The sequence below is a fragment of the Rivibacter subsaxonicus genome, assembly GCF_004217215.1.
Lineage (GTDB): Bacteria > Pseudomonadota > Gammaproteobacteria > Burkholderiales > Burkholderiaceae_C > Rivibacter > Rivibacter subsaxonicus.
Genome location: NZ_SHKP01000007.1, coordinates 459,320 through 470,211 on the forward strand (window position 1 = coordinate 459,320; position 10,892 = coordinate 470,211).

The 10,892-nt window shown below is 69.0% G+C and carries 13 protein-coding genes and 1 tRNA gene; 9 read left to right on the top strand and 5 right to left on the bottom strand.

Annotated elements, in window-relative coordinates:
• Positions 1-116 precede the first annotated feature (116 nt).
• From EV670_RS15460 to EV670_RS18705, 5 genes are read left to right on the top strand one after another with little or no spacing between them, the layout of a single operon-like run.
• Positions 117-1,040, top strand: a complete 924-nt coding sequence (locus EV670_RS15460) for a branched-chain amino acid ABC transporter permease (protein ID WP_130433676.1) — start codon at positions 117-119, stop codon at positions 1,038-1,040.
• 14 nt (positions 1,041-1,054) lie between these two features.
• Positions 1,055-2,170: a branched-chain amino acid ABC transporter permease gene (locus EV670_RS15465; protein WP_130433678.1), complete on the top strand. Its 1,116-nt coding sequence runs from the start codon at positions 1,055-1,057 to the stop codon at positions 2,168-2,170.
• Complete coding sequence (locus EV670_RS15470; RefSeq protein WP_130433680.1) at positions 2,167-2,952, top strand: ABC transporter ATP-binding protein; 786 nt, start codon at positions 2,167-2,169, stop codon at positions 2,950-2,952. The genes EV670_RS15465 and EV670_RS15470 overlap by 4 nt, the downstream gene beginning before the upstream one ends.
• 24 nt (positions 2,953-2,976) lie before the next feature.
• Positions 2,977-3,690: an ABC transporter ATP-binding protein gene (locus EV670_RS15475; protein ID WP_207225082.1), complete on the top strand. Its 714-nt coding sequence runs from the start codon at positions 2,977-2,979 to the stop codon at positions 3,688-3,690.
• 46 nt (positions 3,691-3,736) lie between these two features.
• Positions 3,737-3,883, top strand: coding sequence for a hypothetical protein (locus EV670_RS18705; RefSeq protein WP_165393337.1), 147 nt, complete (start codon positions 3,737-3,739; stop codon positions 3,881-3,883).
• A 34-nt stretch (positions 3,884-3,917) separates the two neighbouring features.
• Here the strand turns inward: EV670_RS18705 and EV670_RS15480 are convergent, their stop codons facing one another.
• The gene (locus EV670_RS15480; RefSeq protein WP_130433682.1) at positions 3,918-4,949 is read right to left on the bottom strand and encodes a CDP-6-deoxy-delta-3,4-glucoseen reductase; all 1,032 of its coding nucleotides are present in this window, start codon (positions 4,947-4,949) and stop codon (positions 3,918-3,920) included.
• Between the two features lie 124 nt (positions 4,950-5,073).
• Here EV670_RS15480 and EV670_RS15485 point away from each other — a divergent pair, with 124 nt between their 5' ends.
• Entirely contained in the window at positions 5,074-6,027 is a 954-nt protein-coding gene (locus EV670_RS15485; RefSeq protein ID WP_242616995.1) for an NAD-dependent epimerase/dehydratase family protein, read from the top strand.
• Here the strand turns inward: EV670_RS15485 and EV670_RS15490 are convergent.
• The 3 genes from EV670_RS15490 to EV670_RS15500 form a co-directional block, all read right to left on the bottom strand.
• Entirely contained in the window at positions 6,024-7,055 is a 1,032-nt protein-coding gene (locus EV670_RS15490; RefSeq protein WP_130433687.1) for a S1C family serine protease, read from the bottom strand. The two genes, EV670_RS15485 and EV670_RS15490, sit on opposite strands and share 4 nt — an antisense overlap.
• Before the next feature lie 183 nt (positions 7,056-7,238).
• Entirely contained in the window at positions 7,239-7,844 is a 606-nt protein-coding gene (locus tag EV670_RS15495; protein ID WP_130433689.1) for a rhomboid family intramembrane serine protease, read from the bottom strand.
• Positions 7,845-7,929: 85 nt separating this feature from the next.
• Positions 7,930-8,014 (bottom strand) — tRNA-Leu (locus tag EV670_RS15500).
• A 154-nt stretch (positions 8,015-8,168) separates the two neighbouring features.
• On the opposite strand from EV670_RS15500, the gene cysM reads away from it, so the two are divergent.
• From cysM to EV670_RS15515, 3 genes are read left to right on the top strand one after another with little or no spacing between them, the layout of a single operon-like run.
• Positions 8,169-9,071: a cysteine synthase CysM gene (cysM, locus tag EV670_RS15505; RefSeq protein ID WP_130433852.1), complete on the top strand. Its 903-nt coding sequence runs from the start codon at positions 8,169-8,171 to the stop codon at positions 9,069-9,071.
• On the top strand, positions 9,068-9,610 hold the full coding sequence (locus tag EV670_RS15510) for an NUDIX hydrolase (protein WP_130433691.1): 543 nt from the start codon (positions 9,068-9,070) through the stop codon (positions 9,608-9,610). Before cysM ends, EV670_RS15510 begins: the two co-directional genes overlap by 4 nt.
• Before the next feature lie 27 nt (positions 9,611-9,637).
• Positions 9,638-9,865: a sulfurtransferase TusA family protein gene (locus EV670_RS15515; RefSeq protein WP_130433693.1), complete on the top strand. Its 228-nt coding sequence runs from the start codon at positions 9,638-9,640 to the stop codon at positions 9,863-9,865.
• A gap of 75 nt (positions 9,866-9,940) precedes the next feature.
• Here EV670_RS15515 and galU read toward each other — a convergent pair whose 3' ends face one another.
• A complete protein-coding gene (gene galU, locus EV670_RS15520; protein WP_130433695.1) occupies positions 9,941-10,810 on the bottom strand; it encodes a UTP--glucose-1-phosphate uridylyltransferase GalU in 870 nt (289 codons plus the stop codon).
• Positions 10,811-10,892 lie beyond the last annotated feature (82 nt).

Sequence of the window (10,892 nt, forward strand, 5' to 3'; positions counted from 1 at the left end):
CCCGGGGGCCCGATTCGCCGAGCATGGCGGAGATCTTGCTAACGATGCAGTGCCTGCGCGCTCGTCGTGTCGCCACCGTTGCGGCGCCGCGCGCGTGATGGCAGGAGAACCCTCTGATGGACACCTTCATTCAACAGATCATCAACGGCCTGGTGCTCGGCAGCATGTATGCGCTGGTCGCCCTGGGCTACACGATGGTCTACGGCATCATCAACCTCATCAACTTCGCCCACGGCGAGGTGCTGATGGTCGGTGCGCTCACCAGCTGGACCGTGGTCACGCTGCTGGCCGGTGTCGGCCTGCCCGGCTGGCTGCTGCTGCTGATCTCGCTGATCGCGGCGATCGTGGTCTGCGCGGCGCTCAACTACTCGATCGAGAAAATAGCCTACCGGCCGCTACGCAACGCGCCGCGGCTGGCACCGCTGATCACCGCGATGGGCATGAGCCTGCTGCTGCAGACGCTGGCGATGATCATCTGGAAGCCGAACTACAAGTCCTTCCCGACCCTGCTGCCCAACGAGGTCTACGACGTTGGCGGCGCGGTCATCACCTTCACCCAGATCGTCATCCTCGTCACCACGGTCATCGTGCTCGGCGGCCTGATGTGGCTGGTCAACAAGACCAAGCTCGGCCGCGCGATGCGCGCCACCGCCGAGAACCCGAAGGTGGCCGCGTTGATGGGCGTCAGGCCCGACATGGTGATCTCGGCCACCTTCATCATCGGCGCCGCGCTGGCCGCGCTGGCCGGCGTGATGTGGGCCAGCAACTACGGCTCGGTGCAGCACACCATGGGTTTCCTGCCCGGTCTCAAGGCCTTTACCGCGGCGGTGTTCGGCGGCATCGGCAACCTGCCCGGCGCGATGGTCGGCGGCGTGCTGCTCGGGTTGATCGAAAGTCTTGGTGCCGGCTACATCGGCGTACTCACCGGCGGCGTGCTCGGCAGCCACTACCAGGACATCTTCGCCTTCATCGTGCTGATTCTCGTGCTCACGCTGCGACCGCAGGGTCTGCTTGGCGAGCGCGTGGCGGACCGGGCCTGAGGGAGCACATGATGATGAAGAACAACAAGCTCGTCGTGTTCCTGATTGCCGGTGCGCTGCTGCTGCTGACGCCGCTGATCGCGCAGTACTTCGGCAACGCCTGGGTGCGCATCATCGACATCGCGCTGCTCTACGTGCTGCTGGCGCTCGGCCTCAACATCGTGGTCGGCTATGCCGGCCTGCTCGACCTCGGCTACGTCGCCTTCTACGCGGTCGGTGCCTATTTCTTCGGGCTGCTCGCCAGCCCGCACCTCAGCGAGCACTTCCCGGCGATCGGCGCCATGTTCCCGGGCGGACTGCACTCCCCGTTGTGGCTCGTCATTCCGCTGGCGGCGCTGATTGCCGGCGGCTTCGGCGTCGTGCTCGGAGCGCCGGTGCTGCGACTGCGCGGCGACTACCTGGCGATCGTCACGCTCGGCTTCGGCGAGATCATCCGCGTCTTCCTCAACAACCTCGACTCGCCGCTCAACATCACGAACGGGCCCAAGGGCATTTCGCAGATCGACTCGTTCAGGGTGTTCGGCATCGACCTCGGCAAGAAGCTTGACGTGTTCGGATTCGAACTGCCGCCGGTCACGCTCTACTACTACCTGTTCCTGTTTCTGGTGGTGTTCGCCGTGCTGCTGTGCTACCGGCTGGAGCGCTCGCGCATCGGCCGCGCCTGGATGGCGATGCGCGAGGACGAAATCGCCGCCAAGGCGATGGGCATCAACACCCGCAACATGAAGCTGCTCGCCTTCGGCATGGGCGCCACCTTCGGCGGCGTGGCCGGATCGATGTTCGCGAGCTTCCAGGGCTTCATCTCGCCCGAGTCCTTCTCGCTGCAGGAGTCGATCATGATCGTGGCGATGGTGGTGCTCGGCGGCATCGGCCACATTCCGGGCGTGATCGTCGGTGCCTTGCTGCTGGCGGCGCTGCCCGAGGTTCTGCGCTACCTGGCCGGGCCGATGCAGGAGATGACCGGCGGCCGGCTCGACGCCGCGATCCTGCGCCAGCTGATGATCGCGCTGGCGATGATCATCATCATGCTGATGCGACCGCGTGGCATCTGGCCCTCGCCCGAGCACGGCAAGGTGGCGCCACCCGGCAACGGGGCGGGCAAGCAGGTCAAGGGGAGCCAGGCAGCATGACCACGACCACCGATACCATCCTGCACGTGGCGCAGGTTTCCAAGCGCTTCGGCGGCCTGCAGGCGCTCAGCGACGTAGGCATCACGATCCATCGCGGCCAGGTCTACGGCCTGATCGGCCCCAACGGTGCCGGCAAGACCACCTTCTTCAACGTCATCACGGGTCTCTACACGCCCGATGCCGGCACCTTCGAGCTCGAGGGCCGCGCCTACCGGCCGACCGCGGTGCACCAGGTGGCCAAGGCCGGCATCGCGCGCACCTTCCAGAACATCCGCCTGTTCTCCGACATGACCGCACTCGAGAACGTGCAGGTCGGCCGCCACATCCGTACCCACTCGGGCCTGGTCGGCGCGGTTTTTCGCACCGGCAGCTTCAAGGCCGAGGAGGCGGCGATCGAGCACCGCGCGCGCGAACTGCTCGAGTACGTCGGCATCGCCAGGTTCGCCGACTACAAGGCACGCACGCTCAGCTACGGCGACCAGCGCCGCCTCGAGATCGCGCGCGCCCTGGCCACCGATCCCAAGCTGATCGCGCTCGACGAGCCCGCCGCCGGCATGAACGCGACCGAGAAGGTGGTGCTGCGCGAGCTGATCGACCGGATCCGCAAGGACGGCCGCACGATCCTGCTGATCGAGCACGACGTGAAGCTGGTGATGGGGCTGTGCGACCGGGTCACCGTGCTCGACTACGGCAAGCAGATTGCCGAGGGCACGCCGGCCGACGTGCAGAAGAACGAGAAGGTGATCGAGGCCTATCTCGGCGCCAGCCACACGGCGCATTGAGCCGGATCGAGGAGCATCACCAACATGTCCGAAATCATGCTCAAGGTCACCGGCCTCAAGGTCGCCTACGGCGGCATCCAGGCCGTCAAGGGCGCAACGCTCGAGGTCCACGCGGGCGAGCTGGTCAGCCTGATCGGCGCCAACGGCGCCGGCAAGACCACCACGCTCAAGGCCATCACCGGTCTGCTCGAGCCCAAGGACGGCAGCATCGAGTACCTCGGCCGGTCGATCAAGGGCCAGGGCGCCTGGGAACTGGTCAAACAGGGCCTGGTGATGGTGCCCGAGGGGCGCGGCACCTTCACCCGCATGACGATCACCGAGAACCTGCAGATGGGCGCGTTCACGCGCGACGACAAGGAAGTCGAAGCCGACATCGAGAAGGTGTTCGACATCTTTCCTCGCCTCAAGGAACGACGTCACCAGCTCGGCGGCACCATGAGCGGCGGCGAGCAGCAGATGCTGGCGATGGGCCGCGCGCTGATGGCCAGGCCCAAGGTGCTGCTGCTCGACGAGCCCTCGATGGGCCTGAGCCCGATCATGGTCGACAAGATCTTCGAGGTGGTCAACGACATCCACCAGCGCGGCACCACCGTGCTGCTGGTCGAGCAGAACGCCAGCCGCGCCCTTGGCCTCGCCAACCGCGGCTACGTGATGGAGTCGGGCGAGGTCACGATGGCCGGCGAGGCCAAGGCGCTGCTCAACGACCCCAAGGTGCGCGCGGCCTACCTCGGCGAGTGAGTTTCAGGAATCCCAGCCGAACGCGAGTTCAAGCCAGGAGAACGCCATGACCGTGTGCCCGATCGCCATCGTTGCCGGGTGCAAGAAGTGCCCGGCCTTCAGCATCTGCCCGCTCAAGTCCGTGATCGGCGACCAGCCGAAGGCCGCCGAAGAGGCGAAGAAGCCTGCGGCCAAGAAGGCCGCCAAGCGCTAGCCGGCAGCGCGAGCGCCCTGCTCGCGCGGCGTCATCAATCGCCGTGCTTGTCGGCCTCGCTGGTGAACGAGTCGGCGTAGAACTCCTCGGCCGGCAGCGCACAGCTGGCCACGAAGTCGCGCTGCGCCGAGTCGACCATGATCGGCGCGCCGCAGGCATAGACCTGGTAGCTACCCAGGTCGGGCAGGTCGGCCATCACCACCTGGTGGACGAAGCCGGTGCGGCCGCTCCAGTTGTCCTCCGGCTTCGGCTCCGACAGCACCGGCACGTAGCGCAGATTCGGCATCGAGGCTGCTGCCTCGAGCGCCCAGTCGTGCAGGTAGAGGTCGGCCTTGCTGCGGCAGCCCCAGTAGAGCACCGCCTCGCGCTGGCTGGAAGTGTGCTGCAACTGCTCGATGATCGCCTTGATCGGCGCGAAGCCGGTGCCCGAGGCGAGCAGCACGATCGGCTTGTCCGAGTCCTCGCGCAGGAAGAAGCTGCCGAAAGGCCCCTCGACACGCAGGATGTCGCGCTCCTTCATCGCGCCGAACACGTGGTCGGTGAACTTGCCACCGGGCATGTGGCGCAGGTGCAGTTCGATGCCGCCCTCGATCAGGTGCGGCGCGTTGGCCATCGAGTAGCTGCGGCGCGAGCCGTCGCGCAGGATGAACTCGATGTACTGGCCGGCGTGGTACCTGAACGCCACGTTGGCTGGCAACTGCAGCTTGAGGATCGCGACGTCGGGCGCCGGTCGCGCGATGCTGCCGACCCGGCTCGGCATCTTGAGCACCGCGAACTCGCCGGCGCCGGGCACGGTGCGCGCCTCGACCACCAGGTTGGTCTGCGGCGTCGCGCAGCAGGTCAGGATGAAGCCCCCCGCCTCTTCGGCCTCGGACAGCGCCTTGTGCTGGTGCGCGCCGTGGATCACGCGACCCTCTAGCAGGCGGCTCTTGCAGGAGCCGCAGGCGCCGTCGCGGCAACCGTAGGGCAGGCCCACGCCCTGGCGAATGGCGGCCGGCAGCACCGCCTCGTCGCGCGCCACCTCGAATGTGCGACCGCTGGGCTGCACCGTCACCGTGAAATTCATCTGGTTATCCTCACGACATCCTCGCCGCCGGTCCGCGACGCCCGATGCCTGCAAACATTCAACAACAACATCAACGACAGGCGAAATTGTGCCCTTCCGCGCGCCGGCGCCCGCGGAGGCAAGCGTGAATCCCTCCGTGTCGCGCCCCGCGGCCTTTCGCAAGCCGCGGCTGCTGGTGGTCGGCTGCGGTGACGTGGGCCTGCGCGTGCTGCAGCAGTTGCGGGGTCGCTATCGGGTGCGGGCTCTCACCTCGAGCGCCGAGCGTGCCCCGGTACTGCGCACGGCAGGTGCGCTGCCGCTGGTCGGCGACCTCGACCGGCCGCAGACGCTCGGCCGGCTCGGCGCGCTGGCCTCGCGCGTGCTGCACCTGGCGCCGCCTCCAGGCGCAGGCGAGTCCGATCCGCGCACGGCGGCGCTGCTGCGGGCGCTGGCGCGCGGCGGCGTGGTGCAGCGCATCGTCTACGGCAGCACCAGCGGCGTCTACGGCGACGCCGGCGGGGCGCGCTTCGACGAGACGCGCGCCACCGCGCCGGCGACCGCGCGTGCGCGCCGGCGCGTCGAGGCGGAGCGGCAGTTGCGCGCCTTCGGGCGGCGCCACGGCGTGGCGGTCAGCCTGCTGCGCATCCCCGGCATCTACGCGCCCGGCCGCGCCGGCGGCGATCCGCGCGAGCGCCTGGCACGCGGCACGCCGTTGCTGGCGGCGGACGACGACGTGTTCACCAACCACATCCATGCCGACGATCTCGCGCGTGCCTGCCTGCTCGCGCTGCACCGGGCCTTGCCGCAGCGTGCGCTGCACGTCAGTGACGACGCCGAGCTGCGCATGGGCGAGTACTTCGACCTCGCGGCCGACCTCGCCGGCCTGCCGCGGGCGCCGCGCGTCGCGCGCGAGCAGGCCGCCGCGCTGCTGTCGGTGACCCAGCTGAGCTTCATGGGCGAGTCGCGCCGGCTCGACAACGGCCGCATGAAGCGGGAACTCGGCCTGCGGCTGCGCTACCCGACGCCAGCCGAGGGGCTGGCGCCATTGCGGCCTGCGCGGCCCGGGCGCGAGCCCTCCGGTAGCGCCAACAGGCCCTAGATTCCCGGCGCCCGGCGCAGCATGCCCATGCGATCGACGCTGCGCACCAGCACCTCGCGGCCCTCGCCGTTGCGCCGCAGTTCGAGCCGCACCTCGCGCTCGACGCCGCCGCTCCACAGGGCCTTGTAGAAGGACTCGAGGCCACGTACCGGCTGGCCGTCGATGGCGAGGATCAGGTCGCCGGCGGCCACTCCGGCGGACTCGGCGGGGCCGTCGCGGCTCACACGCAGCACGCGCAGGCCTTCTTCCTGTTCGCTGCAGTTGAGGCCAAGCCAGGCACGACGGCTCGCGCTCGAGCTGCCGCGCGCGCGCATCTCGTCGAGGATCGGCGCCAACAGTTGCACCGGCACGAACATGTTGCCCGGCCCGGGCCGCGACTCGCTGGCGGTGCTCGCCACCAGCAGCGAGCCGATGCCGATCAGTTCACCGTCGACATTGAAGAGGCCGGCCCCGGAGTGGTCGGTGCGCGCCGGCGCGGTGAACAGGGCGTCCTCGATGTGGTACTCCCAGTAGCCCGAGAACGGGCGTCGCGCCGCCAGCCTGGCCACGCTCAGCAGGCCCTCGTCGCCGCCGCTGACCATCAGCAGCGGCTCGTCGGCGCCGGGCATGGCGCGCACGGCGGTCGGCGCCACCAGCGGGACCGGTGCGATGCCCAGCGGCACCAACGGCTGCACCAGACCGAAGCCCGAGGCCAGGTCGTAGGCCACCGCGCGCGCCGGCAGGCGCTTGCCGCTGTCGAGCACCACGGCGACCTCGTCGGCCTCGAGCACCAGGTAGCCGATCGTCAGCACCAGGTCGTCTGGCCCGATCACGACCCCGGAGCCGCTGCGCAGGCGGCCGAGGGTCTCGATCGAGCGCGCCTCGCGCGCGGCCCGCACCTCGATGCCGACCACGGCGTTGGCGGCCCGTTCGAGCGCCGCACCCTGTGGCCCGGCCTCGGCGGCCGGCGCCGCGGTCACCAGCAGCAGGGCCAGCACGCAGGCGATCGCGCATTCGACGAGAAACGCGGCCACGGCCGAATCGGGCATCAGGCGCCCTTGCTGCGCTCGTCGGAAGGGACCGGGACGCTGCCGCATGCGGCCTCCATCTGCCGGCCTGCAAACGCCGGTATCGCAAGAATGGCGCGTCCGCGCGCTTCCTGCGCCGTCAGGGGCTTTGCGTCAGGTGAAAGCGAGCCACTTCGCTGCGCGCCGAGCGGTGCGCCGGGGACGCTACCGGCGCCGCGGGCCGCGGCCGCCGAAGGGCGGCTGGCCGCGCCAGTAGCGCAGCATCAACCAGCCGCCGAGCATGCCGCCGAGGTGGGCAAAGTGCGCCACGCCGCCGGTCGGCGACAGCACGCCGAACAGCAGTTCGAGGCCGCCGAAGACCATCACGAAGGTCCGAGCCTTCATCGGGATCGGCGGGAACAGCGGCATGATCGTGCGGTTCGGGAACAGCACGCCGAAGCCCAGCAGCAACGCGAACAGGCCGCCCGAGGCGCCGACGGTCGGGTAGGGCGAGCCGAGCAGCAGCGCCACCAGCAGCTGGGCCAGCGCCGCGGCCAGCACGCCGGCGGCGTAGAACTGCACGAAGCGGCGCGAGCCCCAGACCCGCTCGAGTTCGGCGCCGAACATCCACAGGCCGAGCATGTTGAAGAACAGGTGGCCGATCGAGCCGTGCAGGAAGGCGTAGGTGACCGGCTGCCATGGCAGGAATCCGCCGCCGAGCGGCCACAGCGCGAACAGTTGCGTGAACCAGCGCCCGAGGAAGTAGTCGAGGCAGAAGATCGCGACGTTGGCGAGGATCAGCGCCTGAGTGATCGGTGGCAACGGTGGCATCGGGCGTCGTTGGAACGTGGATGGGCGTCAGCCGCCGCTGCGCGACCCGCAGGTCGTGTGCGGCCTCACAACAGCGCAGGGGATCTGGTGCCTCGGGTCGGACTCGAACCGACACTTCTTGCGAAACGGGATTTTGAGTCCCGCGCGTCTACCGATTTCGCCACCGAGGCCATGTCGTGTCGAAGGAGCGCGATTCTGCCACGTGGTCGTGACGGAGCACGTGCGCTTGCCGCGTCGCCTGCAGCGGGCGGGCGCTGCTGCGAGAATCAAAGCGACGCCCTCGACATCCATCCTGCAACCATGACCGACCGCGACACCGATCCGATGGACTACCCGACGCTCGAAGACGCGATCGGCGCCACGCCGCTGGTGCGGCTGCAACGCCTGCCGGGCGCGGGCGTTGCAGCGCGTGGCAACGTGGTGCTCGGCAAGCTGGAGGGCAACAACCCGGCCGGCTCGGTCAAGGACCGACCGGCGATCAGCATGATCCGCGGCGCCGAGCAGCGCGGCGAGATCAAGCCCGGCGACACGCTGATCGAGGCGACCTCGGGCAACACCGGCATCGCGCTGGCGATGGCGGCGGCGATCCGCGGCTATCGCATGCTGCTGATCATGCCGGAGGACCTGAGCGTCGAACGGGCCCAGACGATGAAGGCCTTCGGCGCCGAACTGATCCTCACGCCCAAGGCCGGTGGCATGGAGTACGCGCGCGACCTGGCCGAGCGCATGCAGCGAGAAGGCAAGGGTCGCGTGCTCGACCAGTTCGCCAACGCCGACAACCCGCGCGTGCACTACGAGACCACCGGCCCCGAGCTCTGGCAGCAGACGGCCGGCCGCATCACGCACTTCGTCAGCGCGATGGGCACCACCGGCACCATCACCGGCGTCTCGCACTACCTGAAGGAGCAGAACCCGGCGGTACGCATCATCGGCGCGCAACCGGCCGAGGGCTCGCGCATTCCGGGCATCCGCAAGTGGCCCGAAGCCTACCTGCCCAAGATCTACGAGCCGCAGCGGGTCGACGAGCTGGTGCTGGTCGAGCAGGCCGAGGCCGAGGACATGGCACGCCGGCTGGCGCGCGAGGAAGGCATGTTCGCCGGCATCTCCGCCGCCGGCGCCTGCTGGGTGGCGCTGCAGATCGCCAAGCGGGTCGAGAACGCGACCATCGTCTTCGTCGTCTGCGATCGCGGCGATCGGTACCTGTCGACCGGCGTGTTCCCCGCATGAGCGGCGCTGCCTATCGCTACTGCCCGGCCTGCGCGACCGAGCTGGCGCTGATCAGCGCCGCCGAGGACGGCGGCGACAAGACCCGGCTGCGCTGCCCGGCCTGCGGCTGGACCCACTGGAACAACCCGACACCGGTGCTGGCGGCGGTGATCGAGTGCGAGGACCGCGAAGGCCAGTTGCTGCTGGCGCGCAACGCGGCCTGGCCGGGCAAGATGTTCGGGCTGGTCACCGGCTTCATGGAGGCCGGCGAGACGCCACACGAGGGCATCCTGCGCGAGGTGGCCGAGGAAACTTCGCTCGAGGCCGAGGTCGCGTCGCTGATCGGGGTCTATGACTTCCAGCGCATGAACCAGCTGATCGTCGCCTTCCACGTGCGGGCGCGCGGCGAGATCAGGCTGTCGCCGGAACTGGCCGAGTACCGGCTGTTCGAGCCGGCGCAGGTGCGCTGCTGGCCGGCCGGTACCGGCTACGCGCTGGCCGACTGGCTGCGTGCACGCAGCATCGAGCCGCAGTGGGTCGACTGGGGCCGGCCTGCCTAAAATGATGACGGATCGACAAGGAGCGCCATGCAGATCTCGAAGGAACTCGACACCCGCGGCCTGAACTGTCCGCTGCCGATCCTCAAGGCCAAGAAGGCGCTGGCCGACATGGTCAGCGGCGAGACGCTCAAGGTGGTGGCCACCGACCCAGGTTCGGTGCGCGACTTCCAGGCCTTCTCGCGCCAGACCGGCAACGAGCTGGTCGAACAGCAGAGCGCGGACGGCATCTTCGTCCACGTGTTGCGCCGTCGCTGAACAGCCGGACAACCGCGCTGCCGCGAGGCTGCGCGACCAAGCCACCTGCGGACCGCCCGCTATCGGGCGCTCGGCTCAGGACAGATCGAGCCCCCTGAGGAACTCGCGCAGCCCGGGCCCGAGATCGGGCCGCGACAGGGTCAGTTCGACGTTGGCTTCGAGGAAGCCTTCCTTGCTGCCACAGTCGTAGCGCTTGCCGTGGTAGCGGTAGGCAAACACCTTCTCGCGCCGCAACAGGCCCGCGATGCCGTCGGTCAGCTGGATCTCGCCACCCACGCCGCGCGGCTGGTTCTCGATCTCGTGGAAGACGCCCGGCGTCAGGATGTAGCGCCCGGCCACGCCCCAGCGCGACGGAGCACCCTCCGGCGCCGGCTTCTCGACGATCCGGCTCACGTCCATCAGGCGGTCGTTGACCTGCGTACCGGCGACGATGCCGTAGCGGCGGGTGTGCTCGGCCGGAACCTCCTGCACCGCGAGGATGCTGGTGCGCCAGTCGCGGAACTGCTCGACCATCTGTGCCAGCACCGGCGGCTCGCCGACCATCAGGTCGTCGGCCAGCAGCACGGCAAAGGGCTCGTTGCCGATCAGGCGCCGCGCGCACAACACCGCGTGGCCCAGCCCCATGGCCTGGGCCTGGCGCACATAGATGCACTCCATGTCTGCCGGCTTGACGCTGTGGACGACGTCGAGCAGATCCTGCTTCTGCGCCTGCTCGAGCATCGACTCGAGCTCGAAGCTCATGTCGAAGTGATCCTCGATCGGGCGCTTGTGGCGGCCGGTGACGAAGATCATCTCGCGGATGCCGGCGGCGTAAGCCTCTTCCACTGCGTACTGGATCAGGGGCTTGTCGACGACCGGCAGCATTTCCTTCGGTTGTGCCTTGGTGGCCGGCAGGAAGCGGGTGCCCAGGCCGGCAACAGGGAAGACTGCCTTGTTGATCAACATCGTTCTCGAAGGTAGGGGGGAGTTGGTCCATTCTGGCATGGGGTCTGCGCGTGCCGGCCCACAAGCTGGGGGAGGCAGGGCG